This window comes from Thioalkalivibrio sp. ALMg11, assembly GCF_000377905.1.
In the GTDB taxonomy this organism is placed as follows: domain Bacteria; phylum Pseudomonadota; class Gammaproteobacteria; order Ectothiorhodospirales; family Ectothiorhodospiraceae; genus Thioalkalivibrio.
Map to the genome: position 1 here is coordinate 149,792 of NZ_KB898871.1, position 23,117 is coordinate 172,908.

25 protein-coding genes are annotated in these 23,117 nt (G+C 67.6%); 5 read left to right on the forward strand and 20 right to left on the reverse strand.

What is annotated here, in order from left to right; translation table 11 throughout:
- Positions 1-14: 14 nt before the first annotated feature.
- Positions 15-752, reverse strand: coding sequence for a YdiY family protein (locus D578_RS0100750; protein ID WP_018948109.1), 738 nt, complete (start codon positions 750-752; stop codon positions 15-17).
- A 103-nt stretch (positions 753-855) separates the two neighbouring features.
- Between D578_RS0100750 and D578_RS0100755 the strand changes: the two genes are divergently transcribed.
- Positions 856-2,049, forward strand: coding sequence for a (Fe-S)-binding protein (locus D578_RS0100755; protein WP_196799427.1), 1,194 nt, complete (start codon positions 856-858; stop codon positions 2,047-2,049).
- Positions 2,050-2,112: 63 nt separating this feature from the next.
- Entirely contained in the window at positions 2,113-2,754 is a 642-nt protein-coding gene (coq7, locus tag D578_RS0100760; RefSeq protein ID WP_018937367.1) for a 2-polyprenyl-3-methyl-6-methoxy-1,4-benzoquinone monooxygenase, read from the forward strand.
- A 58-nt stretch (positions 2,755-2,812) separates the two neighbouring features.
- Here the strand turns inward: coq7 and speD are convergent, their stop codons facing one another.
- Together speD and D578_RS0100770 are read right to left on the reverse strand one after the other, a co-directional pair.
- Entirely contained in the window at positions 2,813-3,622 is an 810-nt protein-coding gene (speD, locus tag D578_RS0100765) for an adenosylmethionine decarboxylase (protein WP_018937368.1), read from the reverse strand.
- Positions 3,623-3,712: 90 nt separating this feature from the next.
- Positions 3,713-4,141 (reverse strand): OsmC family protein, encoded by a 429-nt coding sequence (locus D578_RS0100770; protein WP_018948111.1) that lies wholly within the window; start codon positions 4,139-4,141, stop codon positions 3,713-3,715.
- Positions 4,142-4,373: 232 nt separating this feature from the next.
- Between D578_RS0100770 and crp the strand changes: the two genes are divergently transcribed.
- The gene (gene crp / locus D578_RS0100775; RefSeq protein WP_018948112.1) at positions 4,374-5,021 is read left to right on the forward strand and encodes a cAMP-activated global transcriptional regulator CRP; all 648 of its coding nucleotides are present in this window, start codon (positions 4,374-4,376) and stop codon (positions 5,019-5,021) included.
- Positions 5,022-5,054: 33 nt separating this feature from the next.
- On the opposite strand, the gene trpC is transcribed toward crp, so the two are convergent.
- The 13 genes from trpC to purE form a co-directional block, all read right to left on the reverse strand.
- Positions 5,055-5,870, reverse strand: coding sequence for an indole-3-glycerol phosphate synthase TrpC (trpC, locus tag D578_RS0100780; RefSeq protein ID WP_018948113.1), 816 nt, complete (start codon positions 5,868-5,870; stop codon positions 5,055-5,057).
- Complete coding sequence (gene trpD / locus D578_RS0100785; RefSeq protein WP_018948114.1) at positions 5,867-6,901, reverse strand: anthranilate phosphoribosyltransferase; 1,035 nt, start codon at positions 6,899-6,901, stop codon at positions 5,867-5,869. Before trpD ends, trpC begins: the two co-directional genes overlap by 4 nt.
- Positions 6,902-6,931: 30 nt before the next feature.
- Entirely contained in the window at positions 6,932-8,161 is a 1,230-nt protein-coding gene (locus D578_RS0100790) for a multidrug effflux MFS transporter (RefSeq protein WP_018948115.1), read from the reverse strand.
- Positions 8,162-8,327: 166 nt separating this feature from the next.
- Positions 8,328-8,921, reverse strand: a complete 594-nt coding sequence (locus tag D578_RS0100795; RefSeq protein WP_018948116.1) for an aminodeoxychorismate/anthranilate synthase component II — start codon at positions 8,919-8,921, stop codon at positions 8,328-8,330.
- 141 nt (positions 8,922-9,062) lie between these two features.
- Complete coding sequence (locus D578_RS0100800) at positions 9,063-9,866, reverse strand: triacylglycerol lipase (RefSeq protein WP_018948117.1); 804 nt, start codon at positions 9,864-9,866, stop codon at positions 9,063-9,065.
- Positions 9,867-9,877: 11 nt separating this feature from the next.
- A complete protein-coding gene (gene trpE, locus D578_RS0100805; protein WP_018948118.1) occupies positions 9,878-11,365 on the reverse strand; it encodes an anthranilate synthase component I in 1,488 nt (495 codons plus the stop codon).
- 93 nt (positions 11,366-11,458) lie between these two features.
- Positions 11,459-12,142, reverse strand: a complete 684-nt coding sequence (locus D578_RS0100810) for a phosphoglycolate phosphatase (protein ID WP_018948119.1) — start codon at positions 12,140-12,142, stop codon at positions 11,459-11,461.
- 25 nt (positions 12,143-12,167) lie between these two features.
- Entirely contained in the window at positions 12,168-12,857 is a 690-nt protein-coding gene (gene rpe, locus D578_RS0100815) for a ribulose-phosphate 3-epimerase (protein ID WP_018948120.1), read from the reverse strand.
- Between the two features lie 192 nt (positions 12,858-13,049).
- Entirely contained in the window at positions 13,050-13,373 is a 324-nt protein-coding gene (locus tag D578_RS0100820; RefSeq protein WP_018948121.1) for a c-type cytochrome, read from the reverse strand.
- Positions 13,374-13,518: 145 nt separating this feature from the next.
- Entirely contained in the window at positions 13,519-14,184 is a 666-nt protein-coding gene (locus tag D578_RS0100825; RefSeq protein ID WP_018948122.1) for an energy-coupling factor ABC transporter permease, read from the reverse strand.
- 2 nt (positions 14,185-14,186) lie between these two features.
- Positions 14,187-14,804 carry a class I SAM-dependent methyltransferase gene (locus tag D578_RS0100830; RefSeq protein ID WP_018948123.1) on the reverse strand — a complete coding sequence of 206 codons (618 nt, stop codon included), beginning with the start codon at positions 14,802-14,804 and terminating at the stop codon, positions 14,187-14,189.
- Entirely contained in the window at positions 14,801-15,982 is a 1,182-nt protein-coding gene (locus D578_RS0100835; protein WP_018948124.1) for a 5-(carboxyamino)imidazole ribonucleotide synthase, read from the reverse strand. Before D578_RS0100835 ends, D578_RS0100830 begins: the two co-directional genes overlap by 4 nt.
- The gene (gene purE / locus D578_RS0100840) at positions 15,979-16,488 is read right to left on the reverse strand and encodes a 5-(carboxyamino)imidazole ribonucleotide mutase (RefSeq protein WP_018948125.1); all 510 of its coding nucleotides are present in this window, start codon (positions 16,486-16,488) and stop codon (positions 15,979-15,981) included. Before purE ends, D578_RS0100835 begins: the two co-directional genes overlap by 4 nt.
- Before the next feature lie 313 nt (positions 16,489-16,801).
- On the opposite strand from purE, the gene D578_RS0100845 reads away from it, so the two are divergent.
- Together D578_RS0100845 and bioD are read left to right on the forward strand one after the other, a co-directional pair.
- Entirely contained in the window at positions 16,802-17,701 is a 900-nt protein-coding gene (locus D578_RS0100845) for a phosphoribosylaminoimidazolesuccinocarboxamide synthase (protein WP_018948126.1), read from the forward strand.
- Positions 17,698-18,390: a dethiobiotin synthase gene (bioD, locus tag D578_RS0100850; protein WP_018948127.1), complete on the forward strand. Its 693-nt coding sequence runs from the start codon at positions 17,698-17,700 to the stop codon at positions 18,388-18,390. The genes D578_RS0100845 and bioD overlap by 4 nt, the downstream gene beginning before the upstream one ends.
- On the opposite strand, the gene D578_RS0100855 is transcribed toward bioD, so the two are convergent.
- The 4 genes from D578_RS0100855 to D578_RS0100870 form a co-directional block, all read right to left on the reverse strand.
- Positions 18,330-19,115, reverse strand: coding sequence for a lipid-binding SYLF domain-containing protein (locus D578_RS0100855; RefSeq protein WP_018948128.1), 786 nt, complete (start codon positions 19,113-19,115; stop codon positions 18,330-18,332). The two genes, bioD and D578_RS0100855, sit on opposite strands and share 61 nt — an antisense overlap.
- Positions 19,116-19,246: 131 nt before the next feature.
- A complete protein-coding gene (fba, locus tag D578_RS0100860) occupies positions 19,247-20,311 on the reverse strand; it encodes a class II fructose-bisphosphate aldolase (RefSeq protein WP_018948129.1) in 1,065 nt (354 codons plus the stop codon).
- Positions 20,312-20,389: 78 nt separating this feature from the next.
- Positions 20,390-21,820, reverse strand: coding sequence for a pyruvate kinase (pyk, locus tag D578_RS0100865; RefSeq protein WP_018948130.1), 1,431 nt, complete (start codon positions 21,818-21,820; stop codon positions 20,390-20,392).
- A 37-nt stretch (positions 21,821-21,857) separates the two neighbouring features.
- Positions 21,858-23,036, reverse strand: coding sequence for a phosphoglycerate kinase (locus D578_RS0100870; RefSeq protein ID WP_018145140.1), 1,179 nt, complete (start codon positions 23,034-23,036; stop codon positions 21,858-21,860).
- Between the last annotated feature and the right edge of the window lie 81 nt (positions 23,037-23,117).

Genomic DNA, 23,117 nt, shown 5'->3' on the forward strand with positions numbered 1-23,117 from the left:
CGCTGTCCGTGCATTCAGCGGAAGCGGTAGACCAGGCTCACGTCCGTGATGGTGTCGGTATTCTCCACGCCGGGCTCGACGTCGGTGTTGTGCTTCACGGTGAAGCTGGTACGCAGGGACATCCGGCTGGTGACATCCGCGGTCAGGGCGAGGATGTTCTCGATCTCGGTGTTGTCGCTACCGGTCAGGATCAGCAACTCGTCGGTGAGGCGGGCGCTTTCGCTGATCTCCCAGCGGAAGTTGCCGGCCAGGCGGCCGACCGGTTCGCTGTCGGTCTCCCCGGTCGTGCGGATGCGCACCTGGCGCATACCGGCACCGATCTCGCCGTCCAGCTGCACCCGCTCGCCGTCGATCAGGCGACGACCATAACCAGCCGTGGCCGAACCCTGGTAGTCATAGTTGCTAAAACGGTCACGCTCGTAGCGCAGCGCCCCGAACAAATAGTCGTGCTCGCCCAGCTTGCGGTCCGCCTGATAACCGGCGATGTAGCGCTCGCCGGTGGTTTCGTCGTCTTCCTCGTGAAAGTACGCGTCCAGGCGGATGCGATTGCGCCAGTCAATGGTGGTGTGCTCGGCGCGGAAACGGCCCGTGGCCGTGGTGGACTCGGTGTTCCCGGTGGTCTTGGAGGCCCCGAGCTCGATCGTCGATTGCCAGCCCTCGGCCTCCCAGGCCAGGGCCTGCGAGACTGGTATGCTCAGCAGGATGAGCGAGGCAAACGCAGACCCGACGGGCCGGAACGAACGCACGAGCATGGGAGACCTCCCGGAATCGAATGAGGGCAAGACCCTAGCAAAGCCGCTCGGCGCATCGGACCAGCCCCTGAGATTCCGGGGACTTTCCGCCGCGGACCAGTGCGTGCACTGCGGGCTGTGCCTGCCGCACTGTCCGACCTACGGCTGGCACGGGGTCGAGGGCGACTCCCCGCGCGGGCGGCTGACCCTGATGCAGGGCCTGGCCCAGGGCCGGCTGGAGCCGGAATCCGAACGCCTGCGCAGCCATCTGGAAGGCTGCCTGGGTTGTCGCTCCTGCGAGACGGTGTGCCCGGCACGCGTGCCCTTCGGGGCACTGATGGACCGCGCCCGCGAGATCCTGACCGAACACCCCACCACGCCGTCGCGCGGGGAGCGCTGGCGCCAGGCGCTACAGCACCAGGCCCTGCTACATCCGAGCCTGCGCAGCCTCGGGGGGCTGGCGGCGCGCACTGGCGCCCGCCTGGGTGTAGACCGCCTGCTGCCGCGCGGCGGCTGGGAACGCAGTCTCGCCCACACCCGCGACTCCCTGGCACCCGCCCCCCGGCTGCGAGCGACCGCGACCCCGGAAACGGCCGACGCCTTGCTGTTTACCGGCTGCATGGACCGCTTCTTCACCGGACCCGACCTGGAGGCCGCGCTGGAGGTCCTCGACGCCCTCGGCGTGCGCATCGCCATCCCGCAGGGCCAGGTTTGCTGCGGAGCGCTGGACCAGCACACCGGCCACCGCGCGGCGGCGCAGGCGCTGCAGGCGCGGAATGGCAAAGCCTTCGGCACCCGCGAGGTGCCGGTGATCGCGCTGGACAGCGGTTGCGAGGCCACGCTGCGCGAATACCCCGAGGGCACTGTGTCGGCACGCAGCCAGAGCCTCACCCGGTTTCTGGCGCAGTGGCTGGACACCAACACCAACGGAGATATCTGGGACGCCACACCGATACGCATCGCGCTGCATCGGCCCTGCACCCTGCGCAACGTCACCCGCGAGGCCCACGAGCTGCCCGCGCTCCTGGCACGCCTGCCTGGGGTCACGCTGGCGCCGGTCGCCGACGCGCCGAACTGTTGCGGCGCCGGCGGCACCGCGATGCTGACGCAGGCAGCCATGGCCGACGACCTGGGCACCGAGACCCTGAAGGTCCTGACCGCCGATGCGCCGGACGTGATCATCAGCCCCAATGTCGGTTGCAGCGTGCACCTGCGGGCGCTGGCCAGCGAACAATCGGGCCTGCCGGAGATCCTGTCGCCCGCCCGCTTTCTGGCACGGCGTCTGAAAAACCACACCCACCACTCCGCCGGGCGCTGATCCCTGCCCGCGCTTGCGGTACCCTTGAGGGGTACACCACGACGCCCCAACCGGACCGGAACCATGCGCCGACTTTCCCCGCTGGACCACCTGATCAACCAGGCCGACGCCTTCGTGAAGGTCGTCTCCGGACAGGCCCGCTCCACCGGCCGGCCATCCCCGGGTGGGGACGACATCGGGCCGCACCTGGAGGATCACGAACGCGACCTGTCCGCCCGCCTGATGCGGGTCAATCATGCCGGCGAGGTCGCGGCGCAGGGGCTGTACCAGGGCCAGATGCTGACCGCCCGCAACCCGGAGATCCGCGGCCACCTGGACCAGGCCTCGCGCGAGGAGGGCGATCACCTGCACTGGTGCGCCCGCCGGGTACACGACCTGGGCGGCCGCACCAGCCTGCTGGGGCCGTTCTGGTACATGGGTTCGTTCGGGATGGGCGCGCTCGCCGGCCTGACCGGCGATGCCTACAGCCTGGGCTTTATCGACGAGACCGAGCGCCAGGTGGAACGCCACCTGGACCGCCACCTGGAGCGCCTTCCGGCGCACGACGAGGTCTCCGCGCGCATCCTGGCGCAGATGAAGCAGGACGAGGTGGAACACGGCGCGCACGCGATGGCACTGGGCGGCAAGGCGCCCCCGTGGCCGGTGCGCAACCTCCTGATGCCGCTGACGTCCAGCGTGATGACGCGCACCGCCTACTGGATCTGACCCGCAACACGGGACGCCCGAAGATCATCGCCGCGTGCAACACGCGGCGAGCACGGCCTCAGCCCGGACTGCTCATGTTCTTGCCGTAGAAGATCTCCATCATCTCGTGCTTGAGCAGCTTGGAGATGCGCTTGGCCTCCTTGGCCGAGTAATCATCCTTGCCCAGCCCGAACAGGTAGCTGTCCAGGTCGAAGTCCTTCAGCACCATCTTGGTGTGGAACAGGTACTCCTGGTACACGTTCACATCCACCATCTGGTACTTCTCCTGGGTGTCACGCGACAGGAAGTCCTGGATGGAGTTGATCTTGTGATCGATGAAGTGCTTCTTGCCACGCACGTCGCGGGTGAAGCCGCGCACGCGGTAGTCCATGATCACGATGTCGGACTCGAAGCTGTGGATCAGGTAGTTCAGGGCGCGCAGTGGCGAGATACGCCCGCAAGTGGACACGTCGATATCCGCGCGGAAGGTCGCGATCCCGCCCTCCGGGTGCGCCTCCGGGTAGGTGTGCACCGTGATGTGGCTCTTGTCCAGGTGGCCGACCACGGTCTCCGGCAGCGGGCCGGGGCCTTCGGTGTAGCCGATCTTTTCGGTGGCCACCGGCTCTTCCGAGATCAGCATGGTCACCGACGCGCCCTGCGGATCGTAGTCCTGGCGGGAGATATCGAGGATGTTGGCCCCGATCAGGTGGGCCACATCGGACAGGATCTGCGTCAGACGCTGGGCGTTGTACGCCTCGTCGATGTACGCGATGTATTCATCGCGATGCCGGTCACCCGAGGCATAGCAGATATCGTAAATGTTGAAGCTCAAGCTCTTGGTCAGGTTGTTGAAACCGTGGAGCTTGATCTGCTTCTTGTGACGAGGCATGGCGTGTCCTCTTGGCCCGGGCCGCAGCGAGCGGCGAATTGTAGACGCCCCGGCCCGCAAGTCCAAGGACGGGCCCAGGGAGACGCGGCTTCAGCGCGGCGCCGGCCCCTCGATGATCTCGAAGTCATGGGTCACCTTCGCCGAGGCCCCCAGCATCAGCGAGGCCGAGCAGTACTTCTCGGCCGAGAGCCCCACCGCACGCCCAACGTGCTTCTCCGACAACGCGTGGCCGTACACGCGAAAGTGCACGTGGATATCGGTAAAGACCTTGGGCACGGTCTCCGCCCGCGTGCCCTCCACGGTCACCTCGCAGTCCAGCACCTGCTGGCGCGCCTTCTTCAGCATCGCAATCACATCGAAGCTGGTACAGCCGCCCATCCCCAGGAGCAGCATCTCCATCGGGCGTGCGCCCAGGTTGCGCCCCCCGGCGTCCGGCGCCCCGTCCATTACCACCGCGTGGCCGCTGTCGGTCTCGCCGACAAAGGCCACCTGGTCCAGCCATTTCACTTTCACCTGCATCGGGCTCGTCCTTTAAACAAACGCTGCGTCAAACGCACGTCCGCGTTGTTGCTGTTGAATGGAGAAATCCATGCCTATACTTCACATGGAACTCTACCCAGGGCGGACCTGCCGCACAAAACCGGCGGCCGTCAGGGTATTTTGTGAACGGTGCCAGCCAGCCCGGCGTGCGAGGCACGGGTGCTGCATTACACTGGCGCACATCTTCAGGAAACTGAAATCGGACGTGACCATGGAAGCCTTGAACAACCCGTTCGTCTACCGCCCGGCGCAGTCGTCGCCCGCGCTGGAGCGTTTCCTCGGCTACTGCCACCGGCGCCAGTACCGCAAGCGCACCACGATCATTCACTCGGGCACGGTGCCCGACACGCTGTATTACGTGGTCAGTGGCTCGGTCTCGGTACTGGGCGAGAACAACGGCCACGAACTGGTGCTCGCCTACCTGAACAAGGGCGAGTTTTTCGGCGAGCTGGGCATGTTCGAGGACGACCCGCGTAGCGCGACGGTCACTACCCGCGAGGACACCGAGACCGCGGAGATCCCCTACACGCAGTTCCGCGAGATCGCCCAGCGCGACCCCGAGATCCTGATGCTGCTGACCAGCCAGATCGCGGCCCGCCTGCGTCAGACCTCGCGCAAGGTGATGGACCTCGCGTTCGTGGATGTCACCGGACGCATCGCCCACACCCTGCTGGACCTGGCCCACCAGCCCGACGCGATGACCCACCCCGACGGCATGCAGCTGCGCATCACCCGTCAGGAGATCGCACGCATCGTCGGCTGCTCGCGCGAGATGGCCGGGCGCGTGCTCAAGGATCTGGAAGAACGCGGCCTGATCACCGCCCACGGCAAGACCATCGTGGTGTTCGGCACCCGCTGACGCTGCGTCTCCCGCCACCTCCCACGGACGAGGCTACTGTTCGCCGCGGAACAGCTGGCCCAGGGCCGCGCCCGGATCCTCGGTACGCATGAAGGCCTCGCCCACCAGAAAGGCATTCACCCCGGCCGCCTGCATGCGCGCGACATCCTCGCGCGTGTGGATGCCGCTCTCGGTCACCAGCAGGGCCTCGTCCGGCACCTGATCCTTCAGCTCCAGCGTCGTCTCCAGGCGGGTCTCGAAGTTGTGCAGGTCGCGGTTGTTGATGCCGATCAGGTCGGCCCCGATTCGCTTGGCCCGCTCCAGCTCTTCGGCGTCGTGTACCTCCACCAGCGCATCCATGCCCAGCTCGCGGGTCAGGAAGAAGAGCTCGTGCAGCGCCGTGTCATCCAGCGCCGCCGCGATCAACAGCACGCAGTCCGCGCCCAGCACGCGCGCCTCGTAGACCTGGTAGAGATCGATCACGAAATCCTTGCGCAGGATCGGGATCTTGCAGGCCACACGCGCGTCCCGCAGATCGCCGTCGCGCCCCTTGAAAAAGTCCATGTCGGTCAGCACCGACAGGCAGGTGGCGCCGTGCTCCTCGTAGCTGCGCGCAAAGGCCTCCGGATTGAAGTTCGGGCTGATCTGGCCCTGGCTCGGGCTGGCCTTCTTGATCTCCGCGATCACCGCCGCGCGCCCACCATCGATGTCGCGCTGCAACGCGGCGCGAAAGCCGCGCGGCGCCGGCGCCGAGCCCATCCAGCCGCGCAGTTCGCGCAGCGGCCAGTACACCTGGCGCTCCTTCAGCTCCTCGCGTTTGCGCTCCAGGATGCGCTGCAGGATGTCGGGTACTGCGTTGCCTTCACTCATTGTGCTTCCTTGTTTGCCAGTCTTGTGCTGGTCGCTTGCAGGCGCTCCAGCCGTTCGCGCGCCGCGCCGGAATCGATCGCCCGGGCGGCGGCCTCGATCCCCGCTGCGAGCGTGTCCGCCCCACCGCCGGCGTAGATCGCGGCCCCGGCATTCAGCAGCACGATGTCGCGCGCCGCACCCGCCTGCCCGTCCAGCACGCCGCGCAGCATGCTGGCCGAGGCCTCCACGCTGTCGACCCGGACTGCGTCCAGCGCTGTGGTCGTCAACCCGAAATCCTCCGGGCGGATGGTGTATTCGCGGATCTCGCCGTCGTGCAGCTCCGCCACCCGGGTCGGCGAGGCGATGCTGATTTCGTCCAGGCCGTCCTCGGCATGCACCACCAGCACATGCTCGCTGCCCAGTCCCTTCAGGGCCTCCGCCAGCGGGCGCACCCAGTCCTGCGAGAACACGCCCAGCACCTGATTCGGCGCCCCGGCGGGGTTGGTCAGCGGTCCCAGCACATTGAACAGCGTACGCACGCCGAGTTCCTTGCGCGGACCGATCGCGTGCTTCATCGCGCCGTGATGGGCGGGGGCGAACAGGAAGCCGACACCGACCTCGTCGATGCAGGTCCCCACTGCCGCCGGCGACAGACCGAGGGAGATCCCCAGCGATTCCAGCACGTCGGCACTGCCGGATTTCGACGACACCGAGCGATTGCCGTGCTTGGCCACTCGCACACCGCCCGCCGCCGCCACCAGCGCAGCGGCGGTGGAGATATTAAAGGTACCCGAGGCATCGCCGCCGGTCCCGCAGGTATCCACCAGCCCGGTACGCGGCACATCCACGCGCGTGGCCAGCGAGCGCATCACGCCGGCGGCCGCGCGGATCTCCTCGATGGTCTCGCCCTTCATGCGCAGGGCCACCAGGAACGCGCCGATCTGGGCATCCGTCGCCTCGCCGGTCATCACCGCCTGCATCACGGCGGTCATGGTCGCCTCGTCCAGGTCGCGGCGCTCGATGAGGGCCGCTATCGCTTGCTGCACGGTCACGGGCTTGCTCCTGCGGGAAAATCGAAGCGGCTAGTGTAACGTCCGCGCGGTGCCCGCACGACCACCGCCCGGCGCGACCAGCCAGACGACCAACGCCAGGGCCCAGATCAGCAGCGCGGCGAGGACCAGGTGGCCCATGGCGTCGTCCAGCCAGTCGACCAGGAACAGCGCCAGCAGCGCGCTGAAGCCCAGCTGCACGAAGGCCTGCATGGCCGCAGCCATGCCGCGCGCGCCGGGATAGCAATCCAGCGCCAGCAGGGTCAGCGACGGCATCGCCGTGGCCAGGGCGAAGCTGTATAGCGCGAACGGCCCCGTGATCGCGGCCACCGGGCCGTCGGCCAGCACCGCCAGGCCCACCAGCGCCAGCGACAGCCCGGACAACCCGAGCCCGATCGCCACGGCCCGCCGCGGACTCACCACCCCGGCCACACGCCCGGCGACGAAGCCGCCCACCACCAGTCCGGCGACCAGCGGCCCGAACAACCACCAGAAATCTTGCTCCCCGCCCTGCAGGTGCTCGTAGATGATGGTCGGGGACGCGGCAATGAACAGGAACATCGCCCCGAACATCCCCGCATGGACCGCGACCGGGAACAGGAAGGCCGGGTTGTGCAGCGTGCCCAGGTAGCCACGGATGACCGGGCGCGGGTGGCTGGAGACGCGGCCCACCGGCGGCAGGGTCTCCGGCATCCAGGCGCGCACCGCCAACAGCAGGAAGACGCCGTAGAGCATCAGGAAGGCGAACACCGAGCGCCAGCCAAAGGCCGCCTGCAGCCAGCCACCGATGATCGGCGCGACCGCCGGCCCGACCGCGAACATCATGGTGACCAGCGCGAATACCCGCCGCGCATCGGTGGGATCGAAGCGGTCGCGGATCAGCGCCCGTCCGACCACCACCCCGGCCGCCGCCGCCAGCCCCTGCCCCATGCGCAGCGCCAGCACCTGCCAGTACTCCACCGCGACCACCAGCAACGCCGAGGTCAGCACGTAGGCCAGCAGGGCCCACAACACCACCGGGCGCCGGCCATAGGCATCCGACAACGGGCCGGCAATCAGGGTAGCGACGGCGAACGCGACCAGATAGGCCGACAGCGTCGCCTGCATGGCCACGCTGTCCACGGCCAGGGCCTCGGCCATCGCCGGAAACGAGGGCAGATAGGTATCCAGCGAGAACGGCGCCAGCATGGACAGCGGCGCCACCAGCAGGGCGAAGCGCAGCCGCGTGCGGCGTTCCGTGGCGGCGCCCCTCAAGCGAAGCATGCGCGCCGGAATCGAGCGTGTGCAGCAACCGTACACGGCGAACGACAGGTCGCCACGCGAGCGGTGCGAGCCGCAATGCCGTCAGCGGGCACGGCCAGGCGGGCCCTTCCTGCCGCCAAAACCGAGCAGCGGGTGCCGCGTGGAGGGGTGTCGATTGCCCCGTGCTTCACGCCGGCTGGGGCAGGCGACTCAGGAAGTTGCCGAGCAGTTCGTGGCCCTGGCGGGTCAGGATGGATTCCGGGTGGAACTGCACGCCCTCGACATCCAGCTCGCGATGGCGCAGGCCCATGATCTCGTCGCGCGAGCCGTCCTCGCGCTGGGTCCAGGCGGTGACCTCCAGACATTCCGGGAGGCTCGCGGCGTCGACCACGAGCGAGTGATAGCGCGTGGCCTCCAGCGGATTCTCCAGCCCGGCAAACACCCCGACCCCGGTGTGATGAACCGGCGAGGTCTTGCCATGCATGATCTCGCGGGCGCGCACCACGCGACCGCCAAAGACCTGGCCGATCGCCTGGTGTCCAAGACAGACCCCGAGGATCGGGATCTGTCCGGCAAAGCGCCGGATCACCTCCAGCGACACCCCCGCCTCGTTCGGCGTGCAGGGGCCGGGGGAGATCACGATGCCGGCGGGGTCGAGCTCCGCAATCTGCTCCGGGGTGATGCAGTCATTGCGGTGCACCACCACCTCCGCCCCCAACTCGCCCAGGTACTGGACCAGGTTGAAGGTGAACGAGTCATAGTTGTCGAGCATCAGGATCATGGCAAGCCTCCCTGGAGGCCGAAAGAAACGGGGCAGACGAATAAAGCCGAGGTCATGCGCGCCCCGGCAGGGTCAAAGCATACCCCGGGTCCCGGGGTGGTTGCCCCGCAACCGCAATCGCGCTGGCGAAACCATGCGCGTTCATCGCGGCAGTAACAGCGCCACCAGCAGGGTGCCATCGGCGGCCTCCAACCGGTGCCCGCCAGGGCTGGGCAGGGTGTGAGCCCTTCCGCGCAGGGCCGGGAGGCGGTTCATGTCCTGGCTGGCGGCATCCACCCACGGGTCGGCCAGGCGCACCACCGAGACATAGCGGATGGGCGGATGCGCCTGCGTGTTCAGCCACTCCAGATGCATCGCATCCGGCGAACCACCCTCCGGGCCCCACAGCCCTTCGCGCCGGTGCAGCCCCTGCACGCCGGCGAACGGGGCGTACAGCCCCAGCGGGGAATCGGCCAGCGCATCCGTCACCGAACGCGCCAGCGCGGACCAGCCACCCCCCGCATGCGGCGCGGAGAAGGTCACCAGGGTGGAGATGGCCGGGTGCGGCTGACGCACCAGCAGCTCGCGCGCCACGACCCCGCCGGTGGAATGCCCGACCAGCACCAGCTCGCGGCCGGGATGGCGCCGGGTCAGGCCATCCACCACCCGGCCGAGCGCCCGCGCCCGGTCCGGTGGTGCCACGCCGGTTGGCAGATCCACGGTATAGAACTGGCGTACGGCGGGGTCGGGGGCGCGATCGAATCGCGTGGTACCCGCACTTGCGCGGGCACGCCCGCCATCGGCATAACCGGCGGCGTTCAGGGCCGCGGTGAATCCGGCCTGGCGAAAGCCGTCGCCGCGATCCCAGCCACCGGGCACCAGCACCACAATCTGCGCCGCCGCCAGCCCCGGCAGCAACCAAAGCCCGAGGACCAGCAACAGGATGCGAAGGCCAGTGCCGCGCATCGTCACGACCCTCAGTCGCGGTGGCGCCGGGGTCCCAGACCGCCCAGGGCGGTCTCGGCCGCGCGCACCACCGCGCGCCCCTTGTTCAGGGTCTCCTGCCACTCGTTTTCCGGCACCGAGTCGTGGACCACACCGGCCCCCGCCTGGATATGCAACTCCCCGTCGTGCAGCACGGCGGTGCGGATCGCGATCGCGGTATCCATGTTGCCGGACCACGAGAGATACCCCACCGCACCGGAGTAGGGCCCGCGCTTGACCGGCTCCAGCTCGTCGATAATCTCCAGCGCGCGGATCTTCGGCGCGCCGGAGACGGTCCCGGCCGGGAAGGTCGCGCGCAGCACGTCCATCGGCGAGTGGCCCGGGGCCAGCCGCCCCTCCACGTTGGAGACGATGTGCATCACGTGCGAGTAGCGCTCGATGCTCATGGTGTCGGTCACCTCCACCGAGCCGATCTCGCAGACCCGGCCGACGTCATTGCGCCCGAGGTCAATCAGCATCAGGTGCTCGGCAAGCTCCTTGGGATCCGCCAGCAGCTCGGCCTCCAGCGCGCGGTCTTCCTCCTCGGTACGCCCGCGCGGGCGGGTGCCGGCGATCGGGCGCACCGTCACGCGGTCGTCCTCCAGGCGCACCAGGATCTCCGGCGAGGCACCGACCACGTGGTGGTCGTCAAGGTCGAGGTAGTACATGTAGGGCGACGGATTCAGCGCCCGCAGGGCACGGTAGAGGTTCAGCGGCGGCGCGGAGAACGGCACGCTCATGCGCTGCGCCAGCACCACCTGCATCACGTCGCCGTCCATGATGTATTCCTGCGCCCGTTTGACCGCGGCCTGAAAGCCCGCGGACGACCAGCCGGACACATACTCCGGCACCGCGTGCGGATGCGGCGGATCCTCCGGCGGCACCAACGGCTCACCCAGGCGGGTCTCCAGCTCGTCCAGGCGGGCGGCGGCCACGGCCTGGCCGTTGGCCTGCGTCGTATCGGCATGGACCACCAGATACAGCCGCCCGGAGAGGTTGTCGTAGACCACGACCTCCTCGGAGACCATCAGCAGGATATCCGGCAACCCCAGGGCGTCCGGCTTCTCCGGGCCCTCCAGGCGCGGCTCGATCAGGCGCACGGTCTCGAAGCCGAAGTAGCCGACCAGACCACCAGTAAAGCGTGGAAGCCCCGGCAACTCCGCGGCCTTGAAGCGCGCCTGATAGGCCTCGATCCAGGCCAGCGGGTCGGTCTCGGTGGTTTGCTCCACCACCGCACCGCCGGTCTCCACAGTGATGTCGTGGCCATGCACGCGCACCAGGGTGCGCGCCGGCAGGCCGATAAAGGAATAACGCCCCCAGCGCTCCCCGCCCTGCACGGACTCGAACAGGTAGGAATACGGCCGATTGGCCAGCTTGAGGAAGATGGACAGCGGGGTCTCGAGATCCGCCAGGACCTCGCGCACCAGCGGGATGCGGTTATAGCCCTCGCGGGCCAGCTGATCGAACTGTTCGGGGGTCATCACAACGATTCCAGACGAAGGGGGTGGATGGCGCGGCGGTTCATTCGCCGTCTCGCCATCGCCCCGCTGTCCGGTCCGTTGCCGACATGCGGTTCAGGCCGCCCGGGCGGGCAGCAGGTCCGGCAGCTCGTCCAGGCGATCGAGCACCGCGTCCGGGTTCTCGTCGCGAATGTCATTGCCATGATTGTAGCCGTAGGTCATGCAGACGATCTGGAAGCCGGCCGCGCGCGCAGCCTTCACGTCGCTCTTCGAGTCCCCGACCATCAGCGCCTCGGACGGATCCACGCCGAGCTTCTCGGCCGCGTGCAGCAGCGGGGCCGGATCCGGCTTTTTCTGCGGCAGGGCGTCGCCGGCGACCACGATCTCGAAGTCGTCGAGGAGACCCTTCTCGCGCAATAGCGGCACGGTGAAGCGCTCGGCCTTGTTGGTCACGCAGCCCAGCCGGTATCCCGCGGCCTTCAGTTGGTCCAGCCCCTCGCGCACGCCCGGATAAAGCGGCGAGCGCCCGGCCGTGTTCTCCTGATAGATGCGCATGAACACGGGCAGCGCACGCTCGAACTGCTCCGTGTCCGGCTCGCCGTCGAGGTCGTTGACCAGCGCCCGCTTCACCAGCCGCTCCACGCCATTTCCGACCCAGTTGCGCACGGCTGGCTCGCCCCGCTCGGGCAGGCCCAGCTCGCGCATCATCGCATCCACGCTATAGGCCAGATCCGGCACACTGTCGATCAGCGTGCCGTCCAGATCGATCAGGATCATGCGGGGGCGTTTCAGGGACATCCCGGTCTCCGGTGGCCGTCGATTCTCAGGCCTTGGCCAGCTCGTCGCGCATCTGCTGGATGATGCTGTCGTAGCAGTGCGGGTCGGAATCGCTGCTGGCACTAAAGATCGCGGACCCGGCGACGAAGGTGTCGGCGCCAGCGGCCTTGATCTCGCGGATGTTGTCGACCTTCACGCCTCCGTCGATCTCGAGGCGGATGTCACGACCGGAGTCGTCGATCATCTTGCGCGCGGCGCGCAGCTTGTCGAGGGTATTCGGGATGAACTTCTGGCCACCAAAGCCCGGGTTCACCGACATCAGCAGGATCATGTCGACCTTGTCCATCACGTAGTCGAGATAGGACAGCGGGGTCGCCGGGTTGAACACCAGCCCGGCCTTGCAGCCCTCGGCCTGGATCAGCTGCAGGGTGCGGTCAATGTGGTCCGACGCCTCCGGATGGAAGGTGATGTAGCTGGCGCCGGCCTGGGCGAAGTCGGGGATGATGCGATCCACCGGCTTGACCATCAGGTGCACGTCGATCGGCGCGGTCACGCCGTGCTTGCGCAGGGCATCGCAGACCAGCGGGCCGATCGTCAGGTTGGGCACGTAGTGGTTGTCCATCACGTCGAAGTGCACGGTGTCGGCACCGGCGGCCAGGACGTTGTCGACTTCCTCGCCCAGGCGGGCAAAGTCGGCGGAGAGGATGGACGGAGCGATGAAATCGGGTTGTGCCATGGAAAGCCTCGCAGGGATCGCTGGTGAAGCAGGGCCGACCGTCGACCGTGCTCTCGGAATCGCCGAACTTTACCGGATGCCGGGATGCCAGGCAAAAGCCAGTGGTCGCAACGAGCGGCCCTCCAACGCAAAAGGGCCGGGGAAACCCCGGCCCTTTCGTTGCCTTCGCTCGCCTTTAACAAGGCGCCCGGATCAGTTGAACTCGGTCGCGATGTAGTTGGACAGGTTGGCGATGTCGTCATCGCTCAACCCCTGGGCCTGCGGACGCATCAGGGCGGTGTGATCGCCGACTTCCTCGCCGGCGCGATAGCGCTCCAGCAGGCCGGCCACGGTGTCCGCGTCCTGGCCGACCAGCGCCGGGAAGATCGCCTGCCCCATGCCCTGGGCACCGTGACAGCTGGCACAGGTGTTCTGGTACATGGACTGACCGGCCTGGATATCGGCGGCCTGGGCCGCACTGGACAGCATCAGGACACTACCGGCAATACCGGCCAGCACGAACAGCTTGGTTTTCATTGTTGTGGTCTCCTCGTTCAAGTTCCTGGACAGGGTCGTCGCCCCGTCTTGATGCAAACGTTAGCAGGGCTTTCCTGAATGGTGCATTAACATAGAACCAAACAAGGAAATACCCGCAGGGCGCCTCATGCCGCCGATCGCGATGTCAGCGTCCGTGGATGTAACGCTCGTCCGACCAGGTCGCCAGCCACTCGGGACGCACCATGACCAGGCCGGTAATCACGATGCCGTTGATCACCGCCTCGGGCAGCACCAGCAGGGCGAGGTAGCGCAGGTAGTCGCGATGGATATCCGCCCAGGCGAGCTCGGTGAACAGCCCGTAGATCGCCGCCGAGGCCAGCACGGTGGCGACCACCGACAACGCGCCCCCCAGGAAACCGACGGCGTAGAGATAGATGAACATGTGCGCGGGCAGGCGCGCCTCGGACAGCCGCAGCAGCCCCCAGGTGACCACGACGGGCAGGATGCCCGCCAGCAGCACCGTCAACGGGAAAGCGGCCAGAGGGAGCACGCCGAACAGGGCCAGGATTGCCACTACCAGGAAGACCATCAGGATCGCCAGCTGCCAGCCGAACATCAGGGTCACGGTGGTCATGCCAAGAAAATGCAGGGCCAGCCCGTCCAGGGTCTGCGCCCGCATGCTCCAGATCAGCAGCAGGCACAGCGTGGCGATCACGAACAGCTGGGCGCGGCCGGGCACGAAGAAGGCCTCCCAGGGCATGCGCCGCAGCGCCACCAGCATGCCCACGCCTAGCAGCACAGCGGACAGCACCCGGAGCGCGGCCGGCAGTTCGCCCGCCCCCTCGACCATGCTCAGTCGGGCTCGCGCACCGCGGCCGCGACGGTGTACTCGCGGCCCTGCTTGACCTTGTCGTAGTTGCCGAACACTTCCTTGAACCCCTTCTCGATGAACCGCCGCAACCCGGTAATGGTGACGACATAGATGCGTCCACCCGGGTTCATCTGCTCATGGGCGTCCAGCAGGTAGGTGTAGAGCATCTCGCGCCCCACCTTGGCCGGAAGATTCGACGTAACCAGATCGAAACGCCGGTCACGGATCTGCGCGAAGCCGTTGCTGGTCACGCAATCGACATTGGTGATGCCGTTCAGCTCGGCATTGCGCCGGCTGTACTCCACCGCCAGGAAGTTCGTGTCCACCAGCGTGCAGTGGCCCTGCGACGCCTTGCGCGCCAGCGTCAGGCCGATCGGGCCGTAGCCGCAGCCGAGATCCAGGCAGGCATCCGTTGGTCCCACCTCGATGCGGTCCAGCAGCATCCGCGTGCCGTCGTCGATCCGGCGCGGCGAAAACAGGCCCCAGGTCGTGCGGAACCGCAGGTGTTCTCCGGCCAGGGTGTCCTCGAATTCCAGGTCGCGCTTCAGCTCCGCCTGACGGGTACGCCGCGCCTGGATCGTGGGGAAGCTCTCCTTCATGCCACCCCTCCGTCCATAGTCAGATCCACAGCCTCGGCGAGGCCCTGCCACAGGCCCTCGGCAGTGGAAGTCGCGGCGCCGACGTCGTCCTCGCCCGGAAGGCCGAGCACGTTCACATGCCCCATCTTGCGCCCGGTCCGGGCCTCGGCCTTGCCATACAGATGCAGTCGTGCACGGCCGGCCGTCAGCACGCCCCGCCAGTCGGGCTCCTCACCAGCGGGCCACAGGTCGCCCAGCAGGTTGACCATCGCCACCGGGGTCGTCAGCAACGCCGGGGCCAGCCCCAGCCCGCAGACCGCGCGCACCTGCTGCTCGAACTGGCTGACCGTGCAAGCGTCCTGGGTGTAGTGCCCGGAGTTGTGCGGGCGCGGGGCGATCTCGTTAACCAGCAACTCGCCCTCCACCGTGAGGAAGAACTCCACCGCCAGCACCCCCTGGTAGTCGAGCTGCTCGGCGATGTGCCGGGCGATGGCCGTGGCGCGTTCGCGCGGCTCGTCGCCGACCCGCGCCGGCACCCGCGTCAGGTGCAGGATGCCCGCATGATGGGCGTTTTCCGCCACCGGAAAGGCCTCGTTCGCCCCGTCCGCAGTGCGTGCCACCAGCACCGAGAGCTCACGGTCCAACTCGACCCGGGTCTCCAGCACGCAGTCCACCTGCCCCAGTTCGGTATGCGCCGCGGGCAGCTCGTCGGCCTGCGTCAACCGTACCTGGCCCTTGCCGTCGTATCCCAGACGCGCGGTCTTCAGGATGGCGGGGAACGTCAGCCCTCCCGCGTCGGTTCGCACCTCGGGCGTCTGGCCGGCCGGAACCGCCTGCCAGGGCGCCACCGCCACGCCAATCTCGCCGAGGAAGGCCTTCTCCTCCAGGCGATCCTGGGCAATGGTCAGGGCCCGGGGCCCCGGGCGCAGACAGGCATGCGCATCCAGCCACTCCACTGCCGCCGGCGGGATGTTCTCGAATTCGGTGGTAATGACCGCGCACGCCCCGGCCAGCGCCTGCAGCGCTTCCGGGTCGTCGAAGGACTGGCACAGGTGCCGCGTCGCCACCCGCCCGGCCGGGCTGGCCGGGTCCGGGTCCAGGACCCATACGGTATAACCCATGCCCTGTGCGGCCTCCACGAAATAGCGGCCGAGCTGCCCGCCACCGAGCAGCCCGAGGGTCGCGGGGGGCTGGATCATGACGGGTCCGGCGGCAGGGTCTGCCCCAGCACGGCCTGGCTCTGGGACTGGCGGAAGGCATCCAGACGGTCGCGTAAATCGGGATCGTTATTGGCCAGCATCGCGGCCGCAAACAGGGCGGCATTCGCCGCACCGGCCTCGCCGATGGCGAAAGTCGCCACCGGGATGCCGCGCGGCATCTGCACGATGGAGAGCAGCGAGTCCTGCCCCTTCAGATGGCGCGAGGCGACCGGCACCCCGAGCACCGGCACCGGGGTCTTGGATGCCAGCATCCCCGGCAGGTGCGCCGCCCCGCCGGCCCCGGCAATGATCGCCTGCAGGCCACGCGCGCGCGCCTGTTCCGCATACTCGAACAGGAGATCCGGCGTGCGATGGGCCGACACCACCCGGGCCTCGAACGGGACCCCGAGTTCGTCCAGCACATCCACCGCCCGCTCCATGGTCGCCCAGTCGGAGGTGCTCCCCATCACGACGCCCACGCGAGGCGCCGCCGAATTGCCTGCCATCTCAGTCATGGCCCGAACGATAGCGACCCCGGCCCCACCCGACAAGCCATGCGCACCACCCATGCGAACCACGAAGCCCCCCGAAGGCACGAAGAAAAAGGATTCACAGGAAGGCAAGAAGGCCGGAAGAAAGATGATTTGAACGCTATTCGTGAGCCCGCGGGCGATTCAGGACGCAGCGCGGGCCCGCGTTGGTCTCACCATTAAAACCTTCCGACCTTCCCGTCTTCCTGTAGATCGCCCTTGCCTGGTTCTTCTTCGTCTCTTCGTGCGCTTCGTGGTGCACAAAGCCCGCGCCCGGTAGAATCGCGGCATGACTGACACCCTGCTCGAAAGCCATATCCCCGACCTGGAACTCGTCCATCGCGGCAAGGTGCGCGATCTCTATGCGGTGGACGCCGACCACTGGCTGATGGTCACCACCGACCGCCTGTCCGCCTTCGACGTGATCCTGCCCACTGCCGTGCCAGAGAAGGGCCGGGTGCTGACCGAGATCACGCAGTTCTGGATGCACAAGGTGGAGCGCGAGCTGGGCATCCCCAACCAGCTGACCGATATCCCGCTGGAACAGGTGATCCCGAACCCGGCCATTCGCGCCCCGCTGGAAGGACGCAGCCTGGTGATTCGCCGGCTCGAGGCCCTGCCGGTGGAGGCGGTGGTACGCGGCTACCTGATCGGCTCCGGCTGGAAGGACTACCAGGCAAGCGGCGCGGTCTGCGGCATCCCGCTACCGGCCGGCCTGGAACTCGCCTCGAAGCTCCCCGAGGCGATCTTCACCCCCAGCACCAAGGCCGATGTCGGCGACCACGACGCCAATATCGACTTCGATTCCGTGGTGGCGACCATTGGCGAGGACCGGGCGCGGCAGGTGCGTGATGCGGCGCTCGCGATCTACGCAATGGCACGCGACTACGCGGCCGAACGCGGCATCATCATCGCGGACACCAAGTTCGAGTTCGGCGTCGATGCCGCCGGCAGCCTGCATCTGATCGACGAGGTACTGACTCCGGATTCCTCGCGGTTCTGGCCGGCCGACCGCTACGCGCCGGGCACCAGCCCGGAATCCTTCGACAAGCAGTACGTGCGCGACTATCTGGAGACGCTGGACTGGGACAAGCAGGCGCCCGGCCCCGAACTGCCCCCGGAAGTGGTGCAACAGACCGCGGCGCGCTACCGCGAGGCCTCGGAGCGCCTGACCCGCGACTCAGCATGACAGGCCTGTTCGTCACCGGCACCGATACCGGCGTCGGCAAGACCTTCGTCAGTTGCGCCCTGCTGCAGCTTTGGCGGGAACGCGGTCTGCACCCGCAGCCGCGAAAACCGGTGGAATCCGGCTGCCCGATGGGTGCCAACGGACTGACACCGGAGGACGGCCTGAATCTGACCCGCGCCGCGGGACTTCCGGACACCGCGATCGAGCGCGTGACGCCCTGGCGCTTTCCCGATGCCATCGCCCCGGACCAGGCCGCAGCGAACCAGGGCGTGCGCCTGACGGTGGCGGAGCTGGCCGCGGCCTGCACCTCCGACGGCACGGGGCCGCGACTGGTGGAAGGCGCGGGGGGCTTCTACTCGCCGCTGTGCGCGGATGGTCTGAATGCGGACCTCGCCGAGGCCCTGGGGTTGCCAGTACTGCTGGTGGCCGAAGATCGGCTGGGGACGCTGAACACCTGCCTGTTGACCCTGGAGGCCCTGGAGCGGCGCGATCTCCAGCTGGCCGGGATCGTGCTCAACCGGCGCCGGGCGGACGCCGACCCGCGCCTCGACAATGCGGCCGCCCTGCGCCCTCGCACGAGTGCCCCGATCATCGAGTCAGCGGAAGGCATCACCCGCGAGGCCCTGGTTCAGAAGCTCTCCACCTCGAAGTTGTCCGGGCGCACGCCGCCGGAGGATTCGCGCTCCTGACTGCGGGACCCGGAGGCCTCAGGGGCTTCCTCCGCGGCAGCATCGCCCCGGAACCCGGCCAGGGTCTCGCGCAGGGCACGGGTGCCCTCGCTGTCCACGCGGCGAGTCTCGATGATGTGCACTGGGCGCTGTGACTCGCCGTAGTACGCCTCGTTGAAGTCGTCCCGCACGGTCATGCGCGAACCGGAGAAGCTCATGCCCAGGTAGGCGCCCCGCGCCCGCGAGTAGGACAGGAAGTCGGCGGTCGGCGTGGCACTGCGCCCGGCACCCACCGGACCGGCAGCCACCGAGGCATCGCCACCCAGGCGAATGGCAGACCCGAACATGGAATCCACCGCATCCTGGGTGCGCGCGACCATCACCACCTCGGCGGCGTCACCGCCGAACTGCATGCCGAAGCTGACCGAGCCGAGGGAGTAGAACGCCACCGGCGAGTAATCGCCGCGCTCGTCGTCCCAGGCCAGGAACACGCCGATGCCTCCGGAACCGCCCACGAGAAAGGCGCCACGGGCCACGCGCGGGAAGATCACCACGCCGCGGGCGTCGCGCAGGTCCTCTTTAAGGGACTCGTACTCGGGATGGGTCGCCATGTTCTCCACCGTCGCCTGGGCGCGATCGATGATGTCCTGCGGATCGATCTCGCGGCTGAACGGGTTCGCGTGAGCGCTCCCCACCATGGCGGCAAGCACCAGGGTCGTCAGGCAGAAAAGGACCAGTCGTTGCATCGCGGAAACCTCCAGAAAGGCCAAGGGAGACGCGGCCGCGCGAATGCGTCGGCGTCTCCCTAACGAATAGGCTCATCATGGCACAAAAAAAGGGGGCCGAAGCCCCCTTTTTCGTGCTGCAATCCGCAGGATCAGTTGACCTTGGGATCCAGCTCGCCGGACAGGTAACGCTTGACCATGTCGTCCAGGGAGATCGGCTTGATCTTGGACGCCATGCCGGCGCAACCGAAGGCCTCGTAACGGGCCTGGCAGAGGTCCTTCATCGCGGCGGTCGAGGCCTTCAGGAACTTGCGCGGATCGAATTCCTTCGGGTTCTCGGCCAGGAACTTGCGCACCGCACCGGTGGAGGCCATGCGCAGGTCGGTGTCGATGTTGACCTTGCGCACGCCGTGCTTGATGCCTTCCTGGATCTCTTCGACCGGCACGCCGTAGGTCTCGCCCATGTCGCCGCCGTACTTGTTGATGATCTGCAGCCACTCCTGCGGAACGGAGGAGGAGCCGTGCATGACCAGATGGGTATCCGGGATGCGGGCGTGGATCTCCTTCACGCGCTGGATGGCCAGGATGTCACCGGTCGGCGGACGGGTGAACTTGTACGCGCCGTGGGAGGTACCGATGGCGATCGCCAGGGCATCACACTTGGTGTTCTTCACGAAGTCGGCGGCCTCGTCCGGGTCGGTCAGCAGCTGGTCGTGGGACAGCTTGCCCTCGGCACCGGAACCGTCCTCCTCGCCGGCCATGCCGGTTTCCAGCGAACCCAGGCAACCCAGCTCGCCTTCCACGGACACGCCACAGGCGTGAGCGATCTCGGAGACCTTGGCGGTCACGTCACGGTTATAGTCGTAAGTGGCCGGGGTCTTCATGTCGGGCATCAGGGAGCCGTCCATCATCACCGAGCTGAAGCCGGACTGGATGGAGCGCAGGCAGACCGCCGGCTCGGAGCCGTGGTCCTGGTGCAGCACGACCGGGATGTCCGGGTACTGCTCGATGGCGGCGATGATGTTGTGACGCAGGAAGGCCTCGCCGGCGTACTTGCGGGCACCTGCGGAGGCCTGAATGATCACCGGGGAGTCGACCGCAGCGGCCGCTTCCATGATCGAATGGACCTGTTCCATGTTGTTGGCGTTGTACGCCGGCATGCCATAGCCATGCTCGGCGGCATGGTCCAGAAGCTGGCGAAGTGAGATTAGAGCCATGAATTCCTCCTTACGGGATTCGGACTGAGGTAGTGAAAAAGTCGATTCTTTGCTTGTGCGACTGTGGCGGTGCGCGGTTCAGGCCAGGTCGCCGACGCGCACGATTTTCATGGCGTTGGTGCCGCCATGTTCGCCCTGCAGGTCGCCCTTGGTAATGATGACCAACTCGCCATCCTGCACGACGCCCTCCGCCTTGAGCAAGCTCACGGCTTCACGGTTCACGCTTTCGTGGCTCTCGGGGATCGGCTTCAGGGTCACCGGGTAGACGCCGCGATAAAGCGTCATGCGGCGGCTGGTGGATTCGTGCTGGGTGAGCGCGTAGATCGGGATGCCCGAACTGATACGCGACATCCACAGCGCCGTGGAGCCGGACTCGGTAAGCGCAGCGATCGCGGAGACATCGAGGTGGTTCGCGGTATACATGGTGGCCATTGCGATGGCCTCGTCGACGCGGCCGAAGGTCGAATCCATGCGATGGTCGGACTGGCGTGCGGCGCGCTGGCGCTCTGCGGCCTCGCAGATTCGGTCCATGCTGGTGACCACGCGCGCCGGATAGCGCCCGGTCGCGGTCTCGCCGGAGAGCATCACCGCATCCGTGCCGTCCAGCACCGCGTTCGCCACGTCGAACACCTCGGCGCGGGTCGGGATCGGGTTCGTGATCATGGTCTCCATCATCTGGGTCGCGGTGATGACCAGACGATTGAGGCGGCGCGCGCGGGTGATCAGGGTCTTCTGCACCCCCGGCAATTCGGCGTCGCCGATCTCCACGCCCAGATCGCCGCGGGCGATCATGATGACCTCCGAAGCGGCAATGATCTCGTCGATCACCTCCAGGGCCTCGGAACGCTCGATCTTGGCGCAGATCCCGGCCTCCCAGCCGGCCTCCTTCAACAGGCCACGCGCAAAGTGCAGATCCTGGGCGGAACGCGGGAACGAGACGGCGAGGTAGTCCACCTGCAGCTCGGCCGCCAGACGGATGTCCTCGCGATCCTTGTCGGTGATCGCCGGAGCGGAAAGGCCGCCGCCCTGGCGGTTGATGCCCTTGTTGTTGGACAGCTCGCCGCCGACCTCGACGGTGGTCTCGATCCGGCTGCCGCTGACGCCCGTGACCTTGAGCACGATGCGGCCGTCATCCAGCAGCAGGATGTCGTCCATGCGCACGTCATCCGGGAGGTCCTTGTAGGTCAAGCCGACCTGGGTGGCGTCGCCCGCATCGCGATCCAGGTTGGCATCCAGCGCGAAGGGCGCTCCCTCCTCCAGCTGGACCTTGCCACCCTGAAAGCGGTCGATGCGGATCTTGGGCCCCTGCAGGTCGCCCAGAACGCCGACGCAACGTCCGGCGCGCTCGGAGGCGGCCCGCAGGCGCGCCAGGCGCTGGCGGTGGTCATCCGGATCGCCATGCGAGAAGTTCAACCGGACCACATCCACCCCGGCCCGGATGATGGCCTCCATGGCCTCGTCGCTGTCCGTTGCCGGCCCCAGCGTGGCTACGATCTTGGTACGTCTCATCCGCGCGTGTCTCCGTCAGCGGGTAAGGACAAGGGCCTCAGCCCTTGGCCCGTTCTTCCAGGATGGCGACGGCCGGCAGGGTCTTGCCCTCGAGGAACTCGAGGAAGGCGCCGCCGCCGGTGGAGATGTAGCTGATGCGATCCGCCAGGTTGTACTTGTCGATCGCGGCCAGGGTGTCGCCACCGCCGGCGATGGAGAACGCGTTGCTCTCGGCGATCGCCTCGCCCAGGGCCTTGGTGCCGCCGGCGAACTGATCGAACTCGAACACGCCCACCGGGCCGTTCCAGACGATGGTGCCGGCATTGCGCAGGGCCTCGGCGTAGGTCGCCGCGGTCTCGGGGCCCACATCGAAGATCATGTCGTCGTCCGCAACGGCATCCACGGCCTTGGTCTCGGCCGGGGTGGATTCGGAAAACTCCTTGCCCACAGTCACGTCGGTCGGCACCGGGATCTCGCCGCCCTTGGCACGGGCGGCCTCCATCAGGCGCTTGGATTCGTCAACCAGATCGGCCTCGTACAGCGACTTGCCGACACCGTGACCCTGGGCCGCGATAAAGGTGTTGGCGATGCCGCCGCCGACGATCAACTGATCGACGACCTTGGACAGCGACTCCAGCACGGTCAGCTTGGTCGAGACCTTGGAGCCGCCGACGATCGCCACCAGCGGGCGCTTCGGGGTCTCCAGGGCCTGGCCCAGGGCCTCCAGCTCCTTGGCCAGCAGCGGGCCGGCGCAGGCCTGCGGGGCGAACTTGGCCACCCCATGGGTGGAGGCCTGGGCGCGGTGGGCGGTGCCGAAGGCGTCCATCACGAACACGTCGCACAGCGCGGCGTACTTCTTGGCCAGCGCCTCGTCGTCCTTCTTCTCGCCGGCGTTGAAGCGCACGTTCTCGAGCAGGATCACCTCGCCCGGCTTGGCGTCCACGCCGTCGAGGTAGTCACGCACCAGGCGCACTTCACGCCCGAGCAGGCCACCCATGTGCTCGGCGACCGGGGCCAGGGAGTCCTCTTCGGAGAACTCGCCTTCGGTGGGGCGCCCCAGGTGCGACATCAGCATCACGGCCGCGCCGGCATCCAGGGCCTTCTGCACGGTCTCGAGGCTCGCACGGATGCGGGCGTCGGAGGTGACCTTGCCGCCCTTCACCGGGACATTGAGATCCTGACGCACCAGCACGCGGCGACCCTGCAGGTCGAGATCGGTCATCTTGATGACAGACATGGGAGTACCTCTCGAAATACGGTTGGAAAGAGAAAAAGGCTTCGGGCAAGCCCCCGCAGGGACTGGCCCCAGGCCTCTGGG

Coding starts and splice junctions, on each gene's coding strand:
- D578_RS0100750 (WP_018948109.1), bottom strand. CDS start 752: ATGCTCGTGCGTTCGTTCCGGCCCGTCGGGTCTGCGTTTGCCTCGCTC.
- coq7 (WP_018937367.1), top strand. CDS start 2,113: ATGCGCCGACTTTCCCCGCTGGACCACCTGATCAACCAGGCCGACGCC.
- speD (WP_018937368.1), bottom strand. CDS start 3,622: ATGCCTCGTCACAAGAAGCAGATCAAGCTCCACGGTTTCAACAACCTG.
- D578_RS0100770 (WP_018948111.1), bottom strand. CDS start 4,141: ATGCAGGTGAAAGTGAAATGGCTGGACCAGGTGGCCTTTGTCGGCGAG.
- crp (WP_018948112.1), top strand. CDS start 4,374: ATGGAAGCCTTGAACAACCCGTTCGTCTACCGCCCGGCGCAGTCGTCG.
- trpC (WP_018948113.1), bottom strand. CDS start 5,870: ATGAGTGAAGGCAACGCAGTACCCGACATCCTGCAGCGCATCCTGGAG.
- D578_RS0100790 (WP_018948115.1), bottom strand. CDS start 8,161: ATGCTTCGCTTGAGGGGCGCCGCCACGGAACGCCGCACGCGGCTGCGC.
- D578_RS0100795 (WP_018948116.1), bottom strand. CDS start 8,921: ATGATCCTGATGCTCGACAACTATGACTCGTTCACCTTCAACCTGGTC.
- D578_RS0100800 (WP_018948117.1), bottom strand. CDS start 9,866: ATGCGCGGCACTGGCCTTCGCATCCTGTTGCTGGTCCTCGGGCTTTGG.
- trpE (WP_018948118.1), bottom strand. CDS start 11,365: ATGACCCCCGAACAGTTCGATCAGCTGGCCCGCGAGGGCTATAACCGC.
- D578_RS0100810 (WP_018948119.1), bottom strand. CDS start 12,142: ATGTCCCTGAAACGCCCCCGCATGATCCTGATCGATCTGGACGGCACG.
- rpe (WP_018948120.1), bottom strand. CDS start 12,857: ATGGCACAACCCGATTTCATCGCTCCGTCCATCCTCTCCGCCGACTTT.
- D578_RS0100820 (WP_018948121.1), bottom strand. CDS start 13,373: ATGAAAACCAAGCTGTTCGTGCTGGCCGGTATTGCCGGTAGTGTCCTG.
- D578_RS0100825 (WP_018948122.1), bottom strand. CDS start 14,184: ATGGTCGAGGGGGCGGGCGAACTGCCGGCCGCGCTCCGGGTGCTGTCC.
- D578_RS0100830 (WP_018948123.1), bottom strand. CDS start 14,804: ATGAAGGAGAGCTTCCCCACGATCCAGGCGCGGCGTACCCGTCAGGCG.
- D578_RS0100835 (WP_018948124.1), bottom strand. CDS start 15,982: ATGATCCAGCCCCCCGCGACCCTCGGGCTGCTCGGTGGCGGGCAGCTC.
- purE (WP_018948125.1), bottom strand. CDS start 16,488: ATGGCAGGCAATTCGGCGGCGCCTCGCGTGGGCGTCGTGATGGGGAGC.
- D578_RS0100845 (WP_018948126.1), top strand. CDS start 16,802: ATGACTGACACCCTGCTCGAAAGCCATATCCCCGACCTGGAACTCGTC.
- bioD (WP_018948127.1), top strand. CDS start 17,698: ATGACAGGCCTGTTCGTCACCGGCACCGATACCGGCGTCGGCAAGACC.
- D578_RS0100855 (WP_018948128.1), bottom strand. CDS start 19,115: ATGCAACGACTGGTCCTTTTCTGCCTGACGACCCTGGTGCTTGCCGCC.
- fba (WP_018948129.1), bottom strand. CDS start 20,311: ATGGCTCTAATCTCACTTCGCCAGCTTCTGGACCATGCCGCCGAGCAT.
- pyk (WP_018948130.1), bottom strand. CDS start 21,820: ATGAGACGTACCAAGATCGTAGCCACGCTGGGGCCGGCAACGGACAGC.
- D578_RS0100870 (WP_018145140.1), bottom strand. CDS start 23,036: ATGTCTGTCATCAAGATGACCGATCTCGACCTGCAGGGTCGCCGCGTG.